This window comes from Chryseobacterium sp. StRB126, from assembly GCF_000829375.1.
GTDB lineage: Bacteria > Bacteroidota > Bacteroidia > Flavobacteriales > Weeksellaceae > Chryseobacterium.
Map to the genome: position 1 here is coordinate 974383 of NZ_AP014624.1, position 24027 is coordinate 998409.

The 24027-nt window shown below is 37.9% G+C and carries 10 protein-coding genes, 2 tRNA genes and 3 rRNA genes; 12 read left to right on the top strand and 3 right to left on the bottom strand.

The genetic code is table 11. The features are described 5' to 3' along the window. The first annotated feature begins 36 nt into the window (after positions 1–36). From sprA to rrf, 9 genes are all read left to right on the top strand, one after another. Positions 37–7110 (top strand): cell surface protein SprA, encoded by a 7074-nt coding sequence (sprA, locus tag CHSO_RS04235; RefSeq protein ID WP_045492670.1) that lies wholly within the window; start codon positions 37–39, stop codon positions 7108–7110. Positions 7111–7230: 120 nt separating this feature from the next. After that, positions 7231–8049: a hypothetical protein gene (locus CHSO_RS26170; RefSeq protein ID WP_045492673.1), complete on the top strand. Its 819-nt coding sequence runs from the start codon at positions 7231–7233 to the stop codon at positions 8047–8049. Positions 8050–8232: 183 nt separating this feature from the next. After that, complete coding sequence (gene gcvH, locus CHSO_RS04245) at positions 8233–8610, top strand: glycine cleavage system protein GcvH (protein ID WP_045492676.1); 378 nt, start codon at positions 8233–8235, stop codon at positions 8608–8610. 25 nt (positions 8611–8635) lie between these two features. Further along, positions 8636–8962: a VanZ family protein gene (locus CHSO_RS04250; RefSeq protein WP_045501854.1), complete on the top strand. Its 327-nt coding sequence runs from the start codon at positions 8636–8638 to the stop codon at positions 8960–8962. Positions 8963–10445: 1483 nt separating this feature from the next. After that, positions 10446–11963 (top strand): 16S ribosomal RNA (locus CHSO_RS04255). Between the two features lie 212 nt (positions 11964–12175). Further along, positions 12176–12249 (top strand) — tRNA-Ile (locus CHSO_RS04260). Between the two features lie 92 nt (positions 12250–12341). Continuing rightward, positions 12342–12415 (top strand) — tRNA-Ala (locus CHSO_RS04265). 206 nt (positions 12416–12621) lie between these two features. Further along, positions 12622–15380, top strand: a 23S ribosomal RNA gene (locus CHSO_RS04270). Positions 15381–15525: 145 nt separating this feature from the next. Next, a 5S ribosomal RNA gene (gene rrf, locus CHSO_RS04275) occupies positions 15526–15633 on the top strand. The 16S, 23S and 5S rRNA genes sit together here with 2 tRNA genes alongside, the layout of an rRNA operon. Positions 15634–16391: 758 nt before the next feature. Here rrf and CHSO_RS04280 read toward each other — a convergent pair. Further along, positions 16392–18020 carry an acyl-CoA carboxylase subunit beta gene (locus CHSO_RS04280; RefSeq protein ID WP_045492679.1) on the bottom strand — a complete coding sequence of 543 codons (1629 nt, stop codon included), beginning with the start codon at positions 18018–18020 and terminating at the stop codon, positions 16392–16394. A 273-nt stretch (positions 18021–18293) separates the two neighbouring features. Then, on the bottom strand, positions 18294–18815 hold the full coding sequence (locus CHSO_RS04285; RefSeq protein WP_045492682.1) for a GNAT family N-acetyltransferase: 522 nt from the start codon (positions 18813–18815) through the stop codon (positions 18294–18296). 205 nt (positions 18816–19020) lie between these two features. Between CHSO_RS04285 and CHSO_RS04290 the strand changes: the two genes are divergently transcribed. From CHSO_RS04290 to CHSO_RS04300, 3 genes are read left to right on the top strand one after another with little or no spacing between them, the layout of a single operon-like run. Beyond that, entirely contained in the window at positions 19021–19899 is an 879-nt protein-coding gene (locus tag CHSO_RS04290) for a DMT family transporter (RefSeq protein ID WP_045492685.1), read from the top strand. A gap of 12 nt (positions 19900–19911) precedes the next feature. Then, the gene (locus CHSO_RS04295; RefSeq protein ID WP_045492688.1) at positions 19912–20994 is read left to right on the top strand and encodes a PorV/PorQ family protein; all 1083 of its coding nucleotides are present in this window, start codon (positions 19912–19914) and stop codon (positions 20992–20994) included. 10 nt (positions 20995–21004) lie between these two features. After that, positions 21005–21781, top strand: coding sequence for a hypothetical protein (locus tag CHSO_RS04300; RefSeq protein ID WP_045501863.1), 777 nt, complete (start codon positions 21005–21007; stop codon positions 21779–21781). A 436-nt stretch (positions 21782–22217) separates the two neighbouring features. Here CHSO_RS04300 and uvrC read toward each other — a convergent pair whose 3' ends face one another. Further along, positions 22218–24014: an excinuclease ABC subunit UvrC gene (gene uvrC, locus CHSO_RS04305; protein ID WP_045492691.1), complete on the bottom strand. Its 1797-nt coding sequence runs from the start codon at positions 24012–24014 to the stop codon at positions 22218–22220. Positions 24015–24027 lie beyond the last annotated feature (13 nt).

Below are 24027 nucleotides of genomic sequence, written 5' to 3' on the forward strand. Positions count from 1 at the left end.
CATTTTAAAATATTTTTGTTCCTGTCGTTCCTGTTTATGTCTGTAAGTGCCTTTGCACAACAGGCAAAAGATACAACGATCATACGAAAGCAATATGAAGTAGCAGACCCCACGAGATATGAGGCCTATTTCGATATAAAAACCGGGATGTACTATGTATATCCCAAAATTGGAAACACAATTACCGGTCCTCCTACTGCCATGTCTCCGGAAGAGTATAAAGAATATGTACTCGCCCTCCAGACCAGAGCATACTATAAGGAAAAATCGGAGAAATATAATCTCCTTTTTAGAAAAGACAAGAGTGATGCCAGAAAGAAGGGGCTCATCCCTTCAGTAATGATCAACAACAAATTATTTGAAACCCTGTTCGGGGGCAATAAAATTGAGATCATTCCTTCCGGATACGCATCCATTGACTTCGCAGGACTTTACCAGAAAATAGATAACCCGCTGATCCTACCACAGAACAGGACCAGCTTTACTTTTGATATAGACCAGAGAATCCAGCTTGGATTACTCGGGAAAGTAGGGGAAAACCTTCAGCTAAAAGCCAATTATGATACCCAAAGTGGTTTTGCCTTTGAAAACAGAATGAACCTTGTATGGCAGGCAAAAGGAAGCTGGAAAGATCTTCAGCAGAAAGGTCTTGGAAATGTAGATAAACCTAATGAAGGTGGTGAAGATAAAATCATTAAAAGAGTAGAATTTGGTAATGTAAATATGCCGCTTTCCACAAGCTTAATCCGTGGTTCACAATCATTGTTTGGGGTGAAAACAGAATTCCAGCTAGGAAAAACATTTGGGACCGTTGTTCTTTCCCAACAACAGGGTGAAGCCCGAAATATTGTAGTACAGGGTGGTGGGGTAATGAATAACTTTAAAGTCAATGTAACGGAGTATGAAGAGAACCAACATTACTTTTTAGGTCACTACTTCCTGGATAAATATGATAATGCTTTAATTAATTATCCACAGGTCAATTCCAAGATTAATATTACCAGGCTTGAGGTTTGGGTTCTGGATCAGGGAAACAGTAATTTAGCTTATCAGAAAGGAATCATTGGGATTAGAGATCTCGGTGAAGGCGGTACTGCTGGAGGCGTATTACCAGATAACTCAGTGAGTGGATTATATGACGAAATCTCAGCAAAGGCAGGGACAAGAGAAGCCGGTAAGGATTATAATGGAGTTTATCAGGGGCAATCATTTGCCGGATCACCTCCTTATGTAAACGGTGAGCATTTTATCTTTAATAGTAAAGCAAGAAAGCTGAATTCTAATGAATATACATTCCAGCCACAATTGGGATATATTTCATTGAACCAGAAACTTAATGATCAGCAGCTTCTTGCGGTATCCTATTCATATACGGTAAGTGGAAGCAGTAAAGTATACAAAGTAGGGGAGTTTTCAGAAGAAAGCCCGGTTTTGATTACGAAAGTATTGAAAGTAAACAACAGTGTAGATGTGTCTTCTCCGATGTGGAAGCTGATGATGAAGAATATTTATTCTTTAGATGCAGGCCAGGTTTCTCCTGATGGGTTTATTCTTAACCTATATTATAGGGACCAGAAAACCGGTGGTAAGGTAAATTATCTTCCAGATACGAATGTTAAAGATTTAAACCTATTGAAATTACTGAATTGGGATCGTCTTAACATGAATGGTGATATCCAGAATAATAAAGATGGAACTAGAGGAGACGGTATTTTTGATTTTGTACCTGGAGTTACAATCAGACCGGAAACCGGTAGGATTATCTTTACCAAAGTACAGCCTTTCGGAGACTATATGCAACAGGTATTAGGAACTAATGATCCTCAATATGTTTTCCATGATCTGTATGATCAGATAAAACCTACGGCAGGCCAAACCACTGTTCCTCAGCGTTACACCATTGAAGGACGTTATAAAGGGGTTCAGGGACAAGGTATTTCCCTTGGGGCAGTAAACGTACCTCAGGGATCTGTAAAAGTTTCTGCAAATGGGGTGCAGCTTTCCGAAGGGGTAGACTATACCGTAGATTATATGCTTGGTACAGTTACGATCATCAATGAGAACGTAAAACAATCTGGGCAGGCCATTAATATTTCATTGGAAAACCAGCTTACATTCAATACCCAGAGAAAAAGATTCCTGGGATTGAATTTAGAAAGAAGATTCAATGAACACTTTATTTTAGGAGGAACAGTTATCAATTATTCAGAATCTCCGCTTACCCAAAAGGTAAACTTCGGACAGGAAGCTGTTAACAATACAATGGCGGGGATTAATATGATGTATAATAATCAGGCGCCTTATCTTACACGATTTACGGATAAACTGCCATTGATAAAGACTGAAGCTCCATCCAATATTAACTTCAAGATGGAAGCTGCATACCTTCTTCCAGGATTGAATAATGCAACCAACAACCAGTCTTATATTGACGATTTTGAGCAGACAACCTCTAAAATATCTTTAAAAGAACCTGCGGCTTGGAGTTTAGCATCAAGACCGGAAAAAAACACGGCACCCCCCTTCAATATCCCACCAGTGAGTGATGATATTACGAGCGGTTATGGAAGAGGACTATTATCATGGTATTATATTGACCCAAGATTCTGGGGTGTTGGTGGGAAAGCCCCTGGAGGAATTACCCCACAGTCAGTTTCCAACCACGCATCAAGAAGGGTAATGCTTTCCGAAATTTATAATAGTAGAGATTTTGTAGCGGGAGATCAAACCTTTACCAATACTTTTGATATCTCTTTCTATCCTAAAGAAAAAGGACCTTATAATGTCAATCCGGGAACAGAGCCAGCTCTCAGCAGATGGGGTGGTATTATGAGACCAATCAGTGTACCTAACTTTGTAAGTTCAAACATTGAATATGTTGAATTTTGGATGATGGATCCTTATGCTGACGGTAATAAACTTGGGGATAATCCGAAATTATTATTACACTTAGGGAACGTATCTGAAGATATTCTTAAAGACGGGAAAATGTTGTATGAAAATGGTATTCCTGCACCAGGAACGTCATCTGCTACAACAACATCCAATTGGGGAGTACAGCCAAAACAACCGCCTATTCTATACGCATTCTCTACTGAAGGAGATGGCAGAAAAGCTCAGGATGTTGGATATGATGGTTTGAGTTCAGACCAGGAGGCAATGAGATTCGGGAATACCTTTGTAAATCCGGTAACCAATATTGTGGACCCTGCTGTGGATGACTTTGTATTCTATATGTCAGATAAATTTACGGGTAATCAGGCTGCTTCGTTGGTTGAGCGTTATAAATATTTCAGAAACCCGGATGGAAACTCTGAAGCAAATTCACTGAGTGTGGCTTCACAGACTCCGGATGCTGAAGATATCAACAGAGACTATAACCTGGATCAGATTGAAAGCTATAACGAATATCCAATAAAACTAGATCAGGCCAGCCTTTCATTAGGTGCAGATAATAATATCGTTGATGTTAAAACAGTAAAAGCAGATTTCCTGAATGGACAGTCTGCTGATGTGAAATGGTACCTGTTCCGAATTCCGGTTGCCAAGTTTGATAAAACGCAGGGAGCTCATAGTGAAACAGTACTTAATAATGTGAGATTTGCGAGATTAATGCTTACAGGATTTGAGAACACGTCTACTTTGAGATTCGGTACCATGGACCTTGTAAGATCAGACTGGAGAAAATATCCTAAGAGTCTTGCCACTTATTCAAATGGAGCATTAGATCCAGCTCAGAATGAAGGAGTAACAATAGATTCAGAAATTGAAAAACTTGAAGTGGGGAGTGTGAACATAGAAGAGAATGCTCTTAACCAACCCCCTTATGTATTGCCTCCTGGAATTGACAGACAGGTTTTAAGTGGAAATGCCGGAGCACAAAGACAAAATGAGGCTTCTTTGTACATGAAAACCAGTCAGTTGGCACCTGGTAAGGCGCAAGGGGTATTCAAAAATACCAGTCTTGATATGAGAAGATACAAAAAACTAAAACTTTTTGTGCATGCTCATGATCCATTAGGTAGAGTAATAGGTTTGGATAAAACGACTAAATTCTTTATTCGTTTCGGAAATGATGCTACAGATAACTACTATGAATATGAAGCGTCTTTGAAACTTACTTCAACTTCGGCAACAGCTCCTATGGAAATATGGCCAATGGAAAATGAAGTGAATCTTGATATTCAGAATTTTGTTGATGCCAAGATCAGAAGAGATAAAATGTATGCTGATAAAATTATGCAAAGGTTCCGTGATCCTGTTTTTGAAGAAGGGGATAACTTTAAAAGAATATATATCAAGGGACGTCCAAGTTTAGGGAATGTGACAACCATTATGATTGGTATTAAGAACGGAATACCTAGGGATGAAACAGGATTATCTATAGACAGAATTTTGTGGGTTAACGAAATCCGTCTTTCTGAGATTGAAAATGACGGCGGGTACGCAGGAAATGCAAGTTTAAATTTCAATTTAGGAGATTTTGCAACTGTTAATACCAATGCATCATATACCTCGGTAGGATTTGGAAATATAGATTCTAAACCGGCAGAAAGAAATCAGTCTACTCAGTCGGCATTTAGTATCAATACAGCAATTAATGTAGATAAGCTTTTACCGGAAAAGACAGGGATAAAAATTCCATTGAACTATTCTTACTCACAAACAATCGAAGATCCTAAATATAATCCTTTGGATACCGACGTTGAATTCAGCAAGGCTCCCAACAGAGAACAGCTGAAAAAAGTGGCAAGAACGTATACACAGCAAAGAAGTATCGGAGTTGTTAATATGCGTAAAGAAAGAGTAAATCAGAATAAAAAGCCTAAGTTTTATGATATCGAAAACGTTTCGGTAACTGCGGTATATAATGATGACTATTTCAGAGATATTTATACAAAGAGAAATTACAGACAGTATCTGAGAGGGTATATTGATTACAACTATACTTTCAAACCATGGGTGATAAAACCTTTCAATAAAATGATTAGTGATACTGCAAAATCTACTAAATATCTGAGATGGGTAAAAGAATTTAACATTAATCCTATTCCGACAAGATTATCTTTCAGAACAGAGATAGACAGAAACTATAACGAACTTGAGTTTAGAAATATCGAAGCTATTTTAGGTGGAAATACAAGTGGAGATATCAATGCAATCAGAAACAGAAATTTCTACTTCGGATGGCAGTATGGTTTAGGATTTAACTTTACAAAATCATTAAAACTGGAGATCAACTCTGCAACCAGAACGCTTAATGATAACCTTGATGTAAATACAATGGATAATAAAGCCATTTTCGGAAATGTATTCAGAGCAGGTAGACCGGTATTGTATAATCACAGAGCTCAGCTAAACTATAAATTACCATTCCAGTATTTGCCTTATCTGGACTTTATTGATGCTGAAGTAGGATACGGATTTACGTATAATTGGAATGCGAGAAGTACTGCATTATATGGTATGGTGAATCCGGACAATAATAAAGTGGAAAGCTTAGGTTCGATAGGTCAGAATACCAATGTTATTCAGGCTACTGCCACGGCAGATCTTCCTAAATTCTTTGGACAGTTTAATTATTTTAAAAATATCAATGCCAAGCTTCAGAAACGTAAGCAGGAAATGGATTCCCTGAACAATGTATATACAAAACAATGGGAAAAGAACAGATACAGATATAAGAAGTATAAATTCAAAAATAAGCTTACTCCACTTCAAAGTGCAGCATTCTTCCTTACTTCATTTAAGCAATTGGATGTAAGTTATACAGAGAATAACGGTACTGTACTTCCTGGTTTATTATCAGCTCCCAACTGGTATGGTTCTGGGCAGACATTGGGTGGTCCTACCATTGGATTCCTGTTAGGATCTCAGGCAGATATCAGAAGAACCGTAATGGAAAATGGCTGGGTAAGTAACTCTAATTATATGACTGATGCCTATGTAAGAATGTCAACCAAAGAATTACGGGCCAACTTGCAGGTAATGCCGATGAATGATTTTAGAATAGATCTGAATGTTTTGCATAATTTCAATAGCAATTTCTCGCATTCCGGATTTAATTATGTTAATGGTGCGGGAATTCCAGATCCAAGTTTTACATTCGCAACAGACATGATTACCTATTCAAACTCCACGATGCTGCTTAATTCATCATTCAAAGATGGCACAGCAGTATATCAGGCAATCAGAGAAAATGCAATAAATATTTCACAACAGTTGGGAGGTCCTAATGCAGAAATAGGTAATGATGGATTTGCAAAACATTACAGTATAGCGAATGCCTATGTATTGATCCCAGCATTCAGGGCTGCTCTTGAAGGGAAATCTGTTTCTCCGATGGGTAACCCTAAAAAAGCAGGAATGCCATTGCCGAACTGGAGAATTACCTATTCAGGATTGAAGAATATTCCGATAATCAGCGGACAGTTTACAAAGTTTGATATTCTGCATGGTTATACAGCAACCTATACAGCAACGGGAATTCAGAGCAATATTGATTATCATAGTAATCCTGGAGGATATTATCAGACAGTAGATGATGCAGGAGTTATAAAACAGAATGATGGTGATAAAATTAACCCATATACTTTCGCTCAGGTAGGCTATGTAGAATCATTCTCACCACTTCTTGGGATAGATGTTACCATGAGAAATAATATGCAGTTCGGATTACAGTACAACAAGAACCGAATGATGGTATTAGGATTGGTAAACCATACCCTTACTGAAGATTCTAATACAGAATATGTAGTAAGACTGGGATACATTGTTCGTAACTTCAGATTAGGTACCGCCAATGTAAGAGGTAGAGGAACCAGAGGAAAAGGAAGTGATCTTAATATCAGAGGAGATATTTCACTAAGAGATAGTAGAACTTCTATCATGAATATCCTGTTGAATGACTCACAGATTACAGGAGGGCAGAGGCTTCTTAATATCAAGCTTTCAGCAGACTATAATGTCTCAGAAAACTTAAACCTGAGAATCTTCTACGAACAGATGACTTCGAAGTATAAGATCTCCACAGCCTTTCCGCTGTCTACGATCAGAGCAGGAATCTCTGCAACGTTTACTTTCGGAGACTCCGGTGGTGGCGGATTCTAGAAATAAGATAAACACTTTATAATAAAGCCTCTTTCTGAAAAGAAAGAGGCTTTATTTTTCTTTAATAATCCACGGTTTTTTGAATTAATGATTATCTTCGCCGAAAATTTTGAATAAAAAATGAAGAAAGAATTATTAGCTTTTGTAATGATATCGTCTCTATTATCAGCACAACATGAGTTTACTAATGACATAATAGTTAAAAACTATTCCCCAACTGTTGTTCTAGAAAGAAATACAGATACAGGAGGATTCACCCAAGGTATACAAACTCGAATGTTAAACGGAACTAATAATTGGTTTTTTGGAAATCTAGGAAATCAATATTGGTTAGTTTCAAAAGGGAATCATGAGAATGCTATGTTAACTGTAAGTGAAGATGGAAATGTGGGTGTGGGAACAATGAATCCACAGTCTAAATTTCAGGTTGCCGGAGGGATTAATATTGCTGGAGGATTTCCTATCCAGCTGGCTGGAAATGATTCATCTCATGGTTTGAAATATAAAAGGAATAATAGTGATAACTCTTTATTAGATGGCCCTTTTCTCTATGGCTGGACAGGTGGTGGCTTAGGAGTTAAGAAAAATGATAATGAATTCAATGTTTTGAGTTGGAATGAAAGTGGTAATGTTGCTATTCAAGGTAAGCTTGAAGCAAAAGAGGTTAAAGTAACCTTAACACCAACAGCCGATTTTGTATTTGATGAAAACTATGATTTACCAAAACTAGATGCCGTTGAAAAACACATCAAAGAAAAGAAACATCTTCCTGAAATAGCTTCTGCAAAAGAGATGGAAAAAGAAGGAGTGAATGTAGGAGAGTTTCAGATTAAATTATTGCAGAAAATAGAAGAGTTAACGTTGTATACAATTGAACTAAATAAGCAGTTGAAAAAACAAGCGGAAGAAATTGAAGTTTTAAAAAAGGCAAATAAATAATACCCTTATAGATTCAGCTGGTAAGAACTATCCAAATAAGATTATTAAAAAATAATTACTTATTCCAAATCGCTGCTTTTGCAGCGATTTTTTTATTTACACCCAAAATTTAATGAAGATGCCTATTAACGCTTTGAACCTTTTAGAATTTTGAATACATTTGTAGAAAATAAAAATTAAAAAATGAACACACCATCAGAATTAAAGTACACTAAAGATCACGAATGGATCAAGATTGAAGGTAATGTGGCTACAATCGGTATTACAGACTTTGCTCAGGGAGAACTTGGAGACATCGTTTATGTAGATGTAGATACAGTAGATGATGATCTTAATGGCGGAGACGTTTTCGGAAGTGTAGAAGCAGTAAAAACTGTTTCAGACTTATTCTTGCCTATCTCAGGAAAGGTGATCGAATTCAACTCAGAATTAGAAGACCAGCCGGAACTGTTAAACACAGATCCTTATGGAAACGGATGGATTATCAAATTAGAACTTGCTGATGGAGCAGATCAGTCAGAATTACTTTCTGCAGAAGATTACCAAGCGATCATTGGATAAAATTTCAAAAATATTTAGTAAGATATTGCCCATTTATTGGGCATTTCTTACTTATATGCTTCTCAAACCCGGAGAAGAGAACCATGAATATTGGTTCATGTTCAGCGGTATCGATAAAGTTTTGCACCTAAGCATTTTTGCAGCTTTAGGATTTTCTTTCATTGCCGCATTTCCTAAAATTAAATTCGCTTACTTTTTTCAGATCATCCTTATATATGCCTTCCTCACAGAGATCCTACAGGAAGAAATGGGATTGGGAAGATCTATGGAGACATTAGACATTGTTGCAGATACAGTCGGATGTCTTATAGGTTACTTTACTTATAGGATACTGGTTAAACGATTTTTCTAATCCATCATTTGAAAAACACTCTTACTTAAATCAGGACTCCGACACTCTTACCGTTTCTTCATCTTCATTTTAATTTCTTACTCTCCTGCGCTCAACCTCTAAAACCCTCGAACTCTCAAACTTCATCAGGAGCTTTATCCCGCTATCTACTCATACTCCTCGCTCCAAAGCATCCCAATGCTCACCCCTTCAACTTTCCAACTCTTGCTGCGGGGTAACCGTTTCTATCGGGGCTAGGGTAGGGGACATATATTATAAATGATGAGTAATAGGTAATAGGTAATAGGTAATAGGTAATAGGTAATAGGTAATAGGTAATAGGTAATAGGTAATAGGTAATAGGTAATAGGGTGGCATTAATTAATACTTTAACCTATTATCTATAAGGAAAGGCATCCATCATTCCCATCCTTTGGAGGGGTGTCAAAAATTCAAAGAATTTTTGACGGGGTGGTTATCCAATTATTTCCAGTCCTCTGTGCCAATCTGTGCCATCTGTGGGAAAATTAAAAAACACTTACCTATAAACATTTTATAACTATCCTTCCATGCTGTAATCTCCCATAATAAACATTGTATAGACTATTGATATTATATAGTCCCTTTATTTCTCATTCTGCTCTGCACCATCCTTGTCATCCTGTAAGGATCTCAACAACGCTTAGGGCAATGTATTATTAAAAAAGCCTTTCATCATTATTTATAAACCACTAGAAGTACATCAGTAGGAGTGGGCTATAATCCTGAGCTTAGTCGAAGGGAGCCCGCTCAAACAAATTAAGCCCCTTCCATTGGCTTTAGCCTAAACCTATACAGCCTAAAGACTCACATCATATCTATTATATAGGAGCGTATCTATTATATATATGTATAAAAACCCCTTTATCTCCCCCTCAAAACAATATTCCAGACCTTTTAAAAAACAATTCCACCATTGTGGATAAGTGTTAATAACCGTGTAAATATAAAACTATCAATAAGTTAAGATGTCTATTTACCCACAATTGCTATAGTAATGTAAACTTTATGTTAAATAGATTTGTGTGGTATGGTATAAGTCTCTATCTTTGCCCCACTGAAAAACGAAAGAGATTCAGTAAGCGCAGAAGAGCTTTTAGATAAGCATTAAACATTTATTCTACTTAATGAAACGAACGGAAAAAGCTTTTAAATTTTAGTAAATAAAATTTGCTGGTTAAAATAAAGTTAGTATCTTTGCAATCCCAATTAAGGGAGCGCAGGAGTAGAGAGATTGAGAGTTTAGGAAGAATTAAGGTTACTTAAAAAACTTTAAAATTTCTTTCAAAAACATTTGGTCAAATGAAAATAAATTTTTACTTTTGCACTCGCAAATATGGAGTACCACTGACAGAGAAGAGTGCTTCATTAAAAAGCGAAAGATATAAAGATCATTGACATACAATATAACAACCAAGTAAGGAAAAACTAAAGCGTTAAAACTTTGAGTGAGTCAGACAAACATACAATGGAGAGTTTGATCCTGGCTCAGGATGAACGCTAGCGGGAGGCCTAACACATGCAAGCCGAGCGGTAGAGTCTCTTCGGAGACTTGAGAGCGGCGCACGGGTGCGGAACACGTGTGCAACCTGCCTTTATCTGGGGGATAGCCTTTCGAAAGGGAGATTAATACCCCATAATATATCAGATGGCATCATTTGATATTGAAAACTCCGGTGGATAGAGATGGGCACGCGCAAGATTAGATAGTTGGTGAGGTAACGGCTCACCAAGTCTGCGATCTTTAGGGGGCCTGAGAGGGTGATCCCCCACACTGGTACTGAGACACGGACCAGACTCCTACGGGAGGCAGCAGTGAGGAATATTGGACAATGGGTGAGAGCCTGATCCAGCCATCCCGCGTGAAGGACGACGGCCCTATGGGTTGTAAACTTCTTTTGTATAGGGATAAACCTAGATACGTGTATCTAGCTGAAGGTACTATACGAATAAGCACCGGCTAACTCCGTGCCAGCAGCCGCGGTAATACGGAGGGTGCAAGCGTTATCCGGATTTATTGGGTTTAAAGGGTCCGTAGGCGGATCTGTAAGTCAGTGGTGAAATCTCACAGCTTAACTGTGAAACTGCCATTGATACTGCAGGTCTTGAGTGTTGTTGAAGTAGCTGGAATAAGTAGTGTAGCGGTGAAATGCATAGATATTACTTAGAACACCAATTGCGAAGGCAGGTTACTAAGCAACAACTGACGCTGATGGACGAAAGCGTGGGGAGCGAACAGGATTAGATACCCTGGTAGTCCACGCCGTAAACGATGCTAACTCGTTTTTGGTTTTTCGGAATCAGAGACTAAGCGAAAGTGATAAGTTAGCCACCTGGGGAGTACGTTCGCAAGAATGAAACTCAAAGGAATTGACGGGGGCCCGCACAAGCGGTGGATTATGTGGTTTAATTCGATGATACGCGAGGAACCTTACCAAGGCTTAAATGGGAAATGACAGGTTTAGAAATAGACTTTTCTTCGGACATTTTTCAAGGTGCTGCATGGTTGTCGTCAGCTCGTGCCGTGAGGTGTTAGGTTAAGTCCTGCAACGAGCGCAACCCCTGTCACTAGTTGCCATCATTAAGTTGGGGACTCTAGTGAGACTGCCTACGCAAGTAGAGAGGAAGGTGGGGATGACGTCAAATCATCACGGCCCTTACGCCTTGGGCCACACACGTAATACAATGGCCGGTACAGAGGGCAGCTACACAGCGATGTGATGCAAATCTCGAAAGCCGGTCTCAGTTCGGATTGGAGTCTGCAACTCGACTCTATGAAGCTGGAATCGCTAGTAATCGCGCATCAGCCAATGGCGCGGTGAATACGTTCCCGGGCCTTGTACACACCGCCCGTCAAGCCATGGAAGTCTGGGGTACCTGAAGTCGGTGACCGTAACAGGAGCTGCCTAGGGTAAAACAGGTAACTAGGGCTAAGTCGTAACAAGGTAGCCGTACCGGAAGGTGCGGCTGGAACATCTCATTTTAGAGCGTCTTTTGACGATAAAAAAACAGTACGCAAGTACAAAATACTTACTTAAAGTATAGCTTTAGTTTTTTGTTTGGTTGCTTATATTAAAAATACAACACCCACTAGAAATTAGTAAAGGGATAGAGAGATTTTAGATTATAAATTATAGATTTTAGATTTAAATAATCATTTAAAATTTTCAATTTAAAATTTAAAATTAATAATGAAGTCTCGTAGCTCAGCTGGTTAGAGCGCTACACTGATAATGTAGAGGTCGGCAGTTCGAGCCTGCCCGAGACTACTAATTATAGGGAATTATAGATTATGAATTATAGATTTTAGATTAAAAATAATTTAAAATTTATAATCTAAAATTTAAAATTTCTACTAGAGGGGGAATTAGCTCAGCTGGCTAGAGCGCCTGCCTTGCACGCAGGAGGTCAAGGGTTCGACTCCCTTATTCTCCACAGTTTTGGAAGACTGATTTAAAAGTTACGGATAGGAGCCAAAAACAACATCTGTTCATCAGTTGGACAAGAAGACATTAAGATCATTGACATTAACGGTAAAGACATCACAAAGAGATAACCGAGCACTTTCGAGTGCCGAGTTTATAAAAATATCGATAGACGAGAGTTTATCAAAAAAATACTGAACTAATATAATTATTAGGAAAGAAATCGTTAAGGGCGTATGGCGGATGCCTAGGCTTTCAGAGGCGACGAAGGACGTGGTAAGCTGCGAAAAGCTGCGGGGATTGGCACACACGAATTGATCCGCAGATGTCCGAATGGGGCAACCCGGCTGGTTGAAGACCAGTCACCTCTTAGGAGGAGCAAACCCGGAGAACTGAAACATCTAAGTACCCGGAGGAAAAGAAATCGAAGAGATTCCGTAAGTAGTGGCGAGCGAAAGCGGATTAGCCCAAAAGTCTTTATATATTTAGAAGAACGTTCTGGAAAGAACGGCCGTAGACGGTGATAGCCCGGTATTCGAAAGGTATATTAAGATGATAAATGAGTAGGGCGGGACACGTGAAATCCTGTCTGAATATGGGGGGACCATCCTCCAAGGCTAAATACTCCTGAAAGACCGATAGTGAACAAGTACTGTGAAGGAAAGGTGAAAAGCACTTCGAATAGAAGGGTGAAATAGAACCTGAAACCGTACGCCTACAAGCGGTCGGAGCCCACATGTTGGGTGACGGCGTGCCTTTTGCATAATGAGCCTACGAGTTAATTTTACTAGCGAGGTTAAGGTATTAAGTACCGGAGCCGGAGCGAAAGCGAGTCTGAATAGGGCGTATAGTTAGTAGGATTAGACGCGAAACCTTGTGATCTACCCATGGGCAGGTTGAAGCTCTGGTAACACAGAGTGGAGGACCGAACCGGTTGACGTTGAAAAGTCTTCGGATGACCTGTGGGTAGGGGTGAAAGGCCAATCAAACTGGGAGATAGCTCGTACTCTCCGAAATGCATTTAGGTGCAGCGTCGTATATAAGTTTATTAGAGGTAGAGCTACTGATTGGATGCGGGGGTTTCATCGCCTACCAATTCCTGACAAACTCCGAATGCTAATAAATGTTCTACGGCAGTGAGGGCATGGGTGCTAAGGTCCATGTCCGAGAGGGAAAGAACCCAGACCAACAGCTAAGGTCCCAAAATATATGTTAAGTTGAAGCAACGCGGTTGGACTGCATTGACAGCTAGGATGTTGGCTTGGAAGCAGCCATTCATTTAAAGAGTGCGTAACAGCTCACTAGTCGAGCGGTCCGGCATGGATAATAATCGGGCATAAACATATTACCGAAGCTATGGATTTGTACTTTATGTACATCTGGTAGGAGAGCATTCTATTTGCGCCGAAGCAGTACTGTGAGGTATTGTGGAGCGGATAGAAAAGAAAATGTAGGCATAAGTAACGATAAAGCGGGCGAGAAACCCGCTCACCGAAAGACTAAGGTTTCCTCAGCCATGCTAATCAGCTGAGGGTTAGTCGGGACCTAACGCGAACCCGAAAGGGGTAGTGGATGGACAATGGGTTAATATTCCCATACTTGCTCACACTAAAAAGGGGACGGAGTGCCGTACTTACTGGAGACTGACGGAATAGTCAAGGCCTAGCCTTCGGGCGAAGCTGCTGTAGGGAAAGTGCTTCCAAGAAAAGCCGAAGTGAAGCAACCCGTACCAAAACCGACACAGGTAGTCGAGGAGAGAATCCTAAGGTGCTAGAGTGAATCATGGTTAAGGAACTAGGCAAAATAGTCTCGTAACTTCGGGAGAAGAGACGCCATCAGCAATGGTGGCCGCAGTAAAGAGGCCCAGGCGACTGTTTATCAAAAACACAGGACTCTGCAAAATCGAAAGATGCAGTATAGGGTCTGACACCTGCCCGGTGCTGGAAGGTTAAGGAAGGTGCTTAGGGTTAAACCGAAGGCATTAACTGAAGCCCCAGTAAACGGCGGCCGTAACTATAACGGTCCTAAGGTAGCGAAAATTCCTTGTCGGGTAAGTTCCGACCTGCACGAATGGTGTAACGATCTGGGCACTGTCTCAACCATGAGCTCTGTGAAATTGTAGTCTCGGTGAAGATGCCGAGTACCCGCAATGGGACGAAAAGACCCTGTGAACCTTTACTATAACTTCGTATTGACTTTGAGTAAGTAATGTGTAGGATAGGTGGGAGGCTTTGAAGCTTGCACGCTAGTGTAGGTGGAGCCAACGTTGAAATACCACCCTTTACTTACTTGGAGCCTAACTTCTTTTAGAAGGACATTGCGTGGTGGGTAGTTTGACTGGGGTGGTCGCCTCCAAAAGAGTAACGGAGGCTTTCAAAGGTACCCTCAGCACGCTTGGTAACCGTGCGTAGAGTGTAATGGCATAAGGGTGCTTGACTGTGAGACCAACAAGTCGATCAGGTGCGAAAGCAGGACATAGTGATCCGGTGGTTCCGTATGGAAGGGCCATCGCTCATAGGATAAAAGGTACTCCGGGGATAACAGGCTAGTCTCCCCCAAGAGCTCACATCGACGGGGAGGTTCGGCACCTCGATGTCGGCTCGTCACATCCTGGGGCTGGAGAAGGTCCCAAGGGTTGGGCTGTTCGCCCATTAAAGTGGCACGCGAGCTGGGTTCAGAACGTCGTGAGACAGTTCGGTCTCTATCTATTGCGGGCGTTAGATGTTTGAGAGGGCTTGATTCTAGTACGAGAGGACCGAATTGAACAAACCTCTGGTGTATCAGTTGTACCGCCAGGTGCACTGCTGAGTAGCTACGTTTGGAAGAGATAAGCACTGAAAGCATATAAGTGCGAAACTCGCCTCAAGATGAGACATCTTTTAAGGGTCGTGGGAGATGACCACGTTGATAGGCTATAGGTGTAAAGACAGTAATGTCATAGCCGAGTAGTACTAATTACCCGTAGATTTATAGCCTAATATGGCGCACGGAAGTGCAGCAAGGTTAGCTCTTTGTGAAAGTTTTTATCGCTTAAAACAGATGTCAGCTGTAAGACATTAGATAACAGACGAATACGTCTGAACTCTGATATCTATAGACTGATATCTTATATACAACCTTTAGGGTGGTTTTAGCGGTGGGGCTCACCTGTTCCCATTCCGAACACAGAAGTTAAGCCCACCAGCGCCGATGGTACTGCTAACGCGGGAGAGTAGGCCGCCGCCAGTTTTTATTTTATTTTTAAAAATCCTTTATCGAAAGATAAAGGATTTTTTTTGCGTTATACCCAACGAATAAAGCAGACCTAATCCACAACTCAAGGATACTCAATCCAACGACAACCCTAACCACTTATTCTTAAGTTTTGGCTAAAGTCACTGGATTATTCTTTTTTATTTGAACGGGCTCCCTTCGACTAAGCTCAGGACTACTGCCCGTCCCTATTGAATGCTTAATTTGTATAATACTAATGTAAGCTCATGATCTATTCTTGATATCAGCTTTTAAAATTTCTTTTTTTCTTTTCTTTATTACAGATATATTCTTTATATCATTATTTCTGATAAACTTATCGGTTTTGTTATCCTGTAAGGAGCTTTAGTAGCTATAAGGCTATGCAGTAAGCTTAAAATCACTTTATGGAGTAGCTACAGGATCAGGTTGCTCAGAGGATCCACAATTGGGAATGTATTATCTAGGCTAGCCTATGGAATCTGCATGTTTAAATATCAATGTTGTTTTCAGCTTGATTATTCTAGTGATTGGTGTAAGGTGCTATATTGTAATTTGCAAATGCTTTATTATTGTAAGTAAAGTACATTTTATCCTAGGATTTTAATACAACAATCAGTTTTGTTGAACCTACAATAAATAGTATAATTTAGTGGGATACATGAAACCTAAAGTTTTAATAACTTTCAAAGTATAAATTAAGGCGGCTATCTCAATAACTGAGATAGCCGCCTTTTTATCTATACTATTATGAATCAGACCTGAATTACCCCTAAGTTGAATTTCTCTGTAATAGGAGAGTGATTAGCAGCTTCTATTCCCATAGATATCCATTTTCTGGTATCTGCTGGATTGATGATAGCATCAGTCCATAATCTTGCAGCAGCGTAGGTAGTTTCGGTTTGTTTTTGATATTTCTTTGAAATAGTATCCAATATCTGATTGTGTTCTTCTTCAGAAATTTCTTTACCTTGTTTTTTGAGCGTAGATTCCTGAATTTGTGCTAATACTTTAGCGGCTTGTGCTCCACCCATTACGGCAAGATCTGCCCAAGGCCATGCAACAATCAGTCTAGGGTCATAAGCTTTTCCACACATAGCATAATTTCCAGCTCCGTAAGAATTACCTGTAATGATCGTAAACTTAGGAACTACAGAATTGGAAACAGCATTGACCATTTTAGCTCCATCTTTAATAATTCCACCGTGTTCTGATTTTGAACCTACCATAAAGCCCGTAACATCCTGTAAGAAGATTAAAGGGATCTTTCTTTGATTACAGTTGGCTATGAATCGAGTTGCTTTATCCGCAGAATCAGAATAGATTACTCCTCCAAATTGCATTTCTCCTTTACCGCTTTTAACTAATTTTCTCTGATTGGCTACAATTCCTACAGACCAGCCATCTACTCTTGCCGTAGCACAAATGATACTTTTACCGTAGTCTGGCTTATACTCTTCATATTCGGAATTATCTACAATACATTTGATGATTTCGTAAGTATCGTACTGCTCTGCTCTGGAAACAGGCATAATTCCGAAGATATTATCAGGGTTTTCTTTAGGTGGAAAACTTTCTATTCTATCGAAACCTGCTTTTTCAGTACTTCCGATAGATTTCATGATGTTTTTGATTCTGTCTAGGGCATCTTTATCATCTTTAGCTTTATAATCAGTAACCCCAGAAATAGAACAATGAGTAGTCGCTCCTCCCAATGTTTCATTATCGATGCTTTCACCAATGGCAGCCTTTACAAGATAGCTTCCTGCAAGGAAAATAGAACCTGTTTTATCTACAATCATAGCTTCATCACTCATGATAGGAAGATAAGCTCCTCCCGCTACACAACTTCCCATAACAGCAGAAATTTGGATGATTCCCATAGAGCTCATTTTAGCATTATTTCTGAATATTCTTCCAAAATGTTCTTTATCTGGGAAAATTTCATCTTGCATTGGAAGATAAACTCCTGCAGAGTCAACCAAATAGATGATTGGAAGTTTGTTTTCCATGGAGATTTCCTGTGCTCTCAGATTTTTCTTTCCTGTGATTGGAAACCAGGCTCCTGCTTTTACAGAGGCGTCATTGGCAACAACGATACATTGTCTTCCGGAAACATACCCCATCATAACTACTACCCCTCCACTAGGACAGCCTCCATGTTCCTCATACATTTCATAGCCTGCAAATGCACCTATTTCTATGGAATCAGAATCTTTATCAAGAAGATAATCTATCCTTTCTCTTGCTGTCATTTTTCCTTCCTCACGAAGCTTTTGAAGCCTCTTTTCACCGCCTCCTTTTTTGATGTCGGTAAGCAAGCGATTTATCTCTGATAATTTTAATCTGTTCTGATCTTCTCGTTTGTTGAATTCGATGTCCATAGAATTTTCAATTTTTTACGCTTAAAGATACTATTTTTATGAGGAATATGAAGTAGAAGTAAAACAGATGTTTAATAGTTTGGTTATTAGTAAATTGTGAAATTTTTAACTAAAAAATATTTTTAAATAATTTATATTTTTTCTAACTTTACATAAGAGTAACAGAGGGTGAAATCCTCTGATAAATACTCTATTCCTAGTTTATTTTTTTAATAGTTTATTATTTGAAGGCCCTGAAAGTTTAAGCAATTTTCAGGGTTTTTTGTTTTTGAATTAGTAATATTTTCTATATTCAATAATATTAAGATCAGTTGTAGAATTTTTATATTTCGTATATTTTATAGTAGGAATGAACCCAAGTTTTTCAGGGATCTTTTTGCTAGCTATATTTTCTTCATCAACAGGATACAAAATATATTTAAAAGTAAAATTGTTTTCTAGAAATTCAATAAGTGCTGTTATGATCTCAGTTCCTAATCCTTTTCCTTGAGCGTTCTTTTTTAACCATAATCCAAGTTCAATAGACTCTTCTGTGATATTATGAATCCCACAGCATCCCATAAAATCTCTTTTTGAATCTAGAGCAACCATTACTAAGTCTGTATTTTGTAATAACGTTCTTTTTGATTCATTAACAAAACTGATAATATCTTTTCTGTTACCTTGTGGATTAAAGGGCATATATCTAGTGACCTCATTGGTAAAATGTTCTAAAATATCATCTATATATGAATCTTCAACTGGTTGTAAGATTAAGCGCTCGGTTTTGATTTTAATAGTTGGATTTAATATCATGGTATTTTTAAAAAAATAGTATTGTTTTATCTCCTACTTTTTACCTATTTTTTCAAGATATTAATAGAATAGATTATGCATTAGAAAGAAAAACTATTAAAAACTTTATTTATCGTTTTTTTATTAATGTAAATTTATATTTTTTGTGAGATTTATAAAAGCCTATTTGTAAATTTGCCACTTAAAATTTTAAAGAGGATAGGATATGCATAAATTAGCACTTTTCAGATTGCATTTAATAATATTTTTATGGGGATTCACTGCAATTTTAGGAAAACTGATTCATGCCAATGCCCAGATCCTTGTATTTTACAGAATGCTTTTTGCTGCAATTTTTCTTTTTGTATTCATAAGGATATTTAAAAAAGAAAGTATAACGGTTTCTAAAAAAATATTTTTTCAGCTGGCAGCAATAGGTTTTGCCATGGCGCTTCACTGGTATTGTTTTTTTTATTCGATTAAAGTTTCCAATGTATCCATTGCGTTAAGCTGTTTATCATTATCCACACTCTTCGCCTCAATTTTGGAACCGCTTATCTTTAAAAGAAAAATAGATATTTCAGAAGTAGTCATGGGAGTAGTGATTGTAGCTTGTATTTTATTGATTTTCAAAACAGAATTTCAATACAAGGAAGGGATTATTTATGGTGTCCTTTGTGCTATTTTTGGGACTATATTTTCAGTTTTTAATGGTAAGATGTTTGGTAAAACGAGTTCCGGAAATATTATATTTTACGAAATATTTTGTGGTTGGTTTATTTTGATGTTATTTTATTTGTTTTCAGGGCAAATTTTTCAAATGAATGAAATAAACTACCGTGATATAGCGTTAATATGCTTGTTAGCCAGCGTTTTCACTGCCTTTCCGATGCTGGAATCAGTGAATTTAATGAAGTATATATCGCCTTTTACTCTAATTTTAACAGTTAATTTGGAACCTGTTTACGGAATTATACTAGCTTTTTTTATCTTTGGGGAATCAGAACACATGAGTCCTATATTTTATATTGCCTCAGGAGTTATGATACTGGCAATCATTGCGAATGGATTAATTAAGGCCAGGAAAACTAAAAACTTTAACTAGCATCAATTTTATATGATGAAAAAATATTTTTTACTTGCATTTTCACTGTTCTATGGGCTGTCTCAATCTCAGATTATCAGGAAGTATTCTAATGAATTCTTAAATATCGGAGCAGGGGCCCGAGGATTAGCAATGGGAGGTGCTGTAATATCCAATCAGGATGACGTGTATTCTCCTATGTGGAACCCGGCAGGTTTAATGGCTATTGAAAAAGACTGGCAGGGAGCAGCCATGCATGCTGAATATTTTGAATCCATAGCAAAATATGATTATCTAGCCTATGCAAGAGTAATGGAAGAAGGTGTTTTTGGAGTTTCAGTAGTAAGACTTGGGGTAGATAATATTTTGAACACCACCCAGATGATTGATGCTGAAGGGAATATTGATTACGATAAAATCACAAAATTCTCACAGTCTGATTATGCTGCGATCCTTTCATATGCATTCCGCCCGGGAGGAAACCCGAATCTTGATGTTGGGGTAAATGCTAAAATTGTCTATAGAAATGTAGGGAAATTTGCAAACGGGTATGGATTTGGTTTTGATGTAGGGGCTATTTATAAAGGGGAAAACGGATGGAAATTCGGAGGCATGGTAAGAGATATTACTACTACTGTTAACTTTTGGAGCATTAATCAGAAAGAATTGTCAACAGTGGTGAACGGTGAAGAATTCAACCCGGCACCAAAAGATAAAATGGAGCTTACGATGCCTAAGCTGAATGTAGGGGCGAGTAAGTTATTTGAAATCAACAGTAGTGTTTATGTATTGCCGGAAGCAGGAATCAATGTTGATTTTGCAAAGACCGCATCTTTGATTTCTACTGATTTTGCAAGTATCAGCCCTTATGCAGGTGCTGAATTAGGTTATCAGAAAATGATTTTTGTGAGATTAGGGATCAACAGGTTCCAGTCTATTACAGATATAGAAGATTTAAAAAGAAAAGTTTCCTTCCAGCCAAGTGCAGGGATTGGGATAAGATATAGAGGACTTACGCTGGATTATGCTATTACGAATTCAGGTATTGGAGGTTCTAATTTCTATTCTAATTTCTTCTCGCTTAAACTGGATATGGGAGCATTCAGAAATGATTAAAATGAAGGATATGAAAAAATTATCAATATTAATGCTGGCAATTTGCTCAACAGCTATTTTTGGACAAAAGGTTTCAGATTATAAGTATGTGTCAATTCCAGAGAAGTTTGATGCATTCAAGAAATCAAATTATGGTTTAGAAACCTTTTTAGCAAAAGCATTAAAAGGAAAGAATTATGTGATTTTACCAACAAGGATAGATCAATGGCCTTCTGAAGCCAAAGATATTTCATGTAATGTTTTGACTGCTAATGTTTTGGATGATTCAAACATGTTTACCAATAAGGTTATTTTACAATTTATGGATTGTAGTAAAAATATAATTCTTGAATCTAAAGGTCGTTCGGACATTAAGGAATTTGAAACGGGATATCCAGACGCACTAAAACAAGCTTTAATGAAAGTAGGAGCTTCTAATCCTATGGTGACGCAATCTATAACAACTCAAGCTTCAACCACTACAACAACAATTGCGACCAATACTGTTCAAAGTTCTGCTCCGGAAACAGCTGTGACTGCTCCGGCTACAGGATCCTCAACAGGGAATTATTCCAACGGGAAAATAGATCTGCAGAAGATTCAGATTGATGCCAATCAGTTTATTCTTGCAAAATCAGGAAACTCGATACCTTTTGCGATCTTTAAAACCTCTTCGAAAAAAGATGTATTCATCGTGAAACTTGCAGATAATACAACTACCATTGGTTATTTCGAAAATGGAAATATTATCATTGATATTCCTCAGGCTGATGGAAGGTACACTAAAGAGATCTTCACTGGAAAATAATGCAGTTTACTTACTATAAAAACTAAAATAAGCTCTTTAAAAGAGCTTATTTTTTTGGAAGTATGCTGATGTGTTTTTTCTTCTTTAGGATAACTAAGACTCTACCAAGCTATTATTTGTAAAAAATTATAAGGAAGGAAAACGTTTAAATAAGGTAGAATGCCAGTAGAGGTAAAATGATAATGCATTATCATTTGCAGAATGAGTGTTTTTTCATGGTATTATTGTTTTTATTAATAGTACTAATTTATGAAAAAAATACATATAATAGTATTATTTGTGTAATATTTTAAATATATTTAATTTTTGTTGATTCTAAAAGGAATTTTATGCGTCTTTTATGGTATTGGTTTCTTATTGATAAAAAAGAGCCTGAATTCGAATTGTATAAAAAAATCATTTTCTTGTGAAAAATAAATCGATGTGTATGGTAGGATTACCCATTGTTATTGAAAAACTCCCAAATCACTTTCGCTTTACTTTTACCTAAAATCTCTTCCAGAGTTTCCTGACTGGCCTCTTTGATTCTTTTTACTGACTTAAGTTTAGACAGTAATAATTCAATGGTTTTTTCTCCTACACCAGGAATTTCTTCCAATTCAGATTTTATAGTGGAATTTTTTCTTCTTGTTCGGTGATGTTTTACTCCAAATCGATGAGCTTCGTCCCGTACTCTTTGCAGAATTTTTAAAGTTTCAGATTTTTTATCAAGATATAAAGGAATAGAATCTTCCGGGAAAAAAATTTCTTCCAGTCTTTTAGCAATCCCTACAATGGTAATTTTCCCATACAATCCCAATAATCTCAAACTTTTGACAGCAGAAGACAACTGTCCCTTCCCACCATCAATAAGAATCAGTTGAGGAAGATTTTCACCTTCATCCAGCATTCTTTTATACCGGCGGTAGATGACCTCCTCCATCGTTGCAAAGTCATTGGGGCCTTCCACTGTTTTAGGATGGAAAATTCTATAATCTGCCTTGCTGGGCTTTCCATCTTTAAAAACCACACAGGCAGAAACCGGATTGGTTCCCTGGATGTTCGAGTTATCAAATCCTTCAATATGCCTTGGTTCTACAGGCATTCTGAGAAGTTTTTGCATTTCAGCCATGATCCTGTTGGTATGTCTTTCCGGGTCAATAATCTGAACCTGCTTTAATTTTTCCAGACGATATTCTTTTGCATTTTTTTCCGAAAGTTCCACGATTCTTTTCTTATCCCCAACTTTAGGAACAATAAGCTTTACATTTGGAATTTCCACAGACAAATGGAAAGGAAGTAACACCTCTTTCGAATCAGAGCTAAATTTTTGTCTAATCTCAATTAAAGCTTCTTCCATAATATCTTCATCACTTTCTTCGAGAATTTTTTTGATTTCTGTAGTGAAACTCTGGATAATATTTCCGTTTCTTATTTTAAAGAAATTAACATAAGCTGCAGTCTCATCGCTGGTCATACCGAAAACATCCACATCATCTATATTGGGATTTACTATAGTATTCTTCGCCTGATAATCTTCCAGAATATCCAGCCTTTCCTTAATGATCTGAGCTTCTTCAAACTGAAGGTTGGTGGCAAGCTTCATCATGTGATTAACCAGATATTCCTTTGCTTTTCGGAAGTCTCCTTTAATGATTCCACGGATGGCATCTATCTTCTCGTCATAATCTTCTTTGCTTTCAAGGTCTTCACAAGGCCCCTCACAGTTTTTAATATGATATTCCAGACATACTTTATACTTTCCGTCAGCAATTTTAGAAGGCGAAAGATTCAGATTACAGGTTCTGAGCTTATAAATATGTTTGATAGTATCCAGCAAAATTTTTGCAGGACGTACCTTAGCATAAGGGCCATAATATTCCGAACCATCTTTAATGATATTTCTGGTCAGGAAAATTCTTGGAAAATCTTCATTTTTAATACAGATCCATGGATAAGTTTTGTCATCCTTCAGCATGACATTATAAAACGGTTGGTGTTCTTTAATAAGGTTGTTTTCCAACAAAAGAGCATCATACTCGCTGTTTACGATAGTCGTTTCCAGACGCTGGATTTTGCCGACCATAATTTTAATTCTGTATCCTGAAAGATTTTTATTGAAATAGGAGAGAACCCTCTTCTTTAAATTTTTAGCTTTTCCGACATACAATAATTGCTCGTTTTTATCATAATAACGATAAACGCCGGGTTCGGATGGTAAGGTTTTGAGCTGTAACTCTAAAGAAGGATTCATATAACAAAATTAA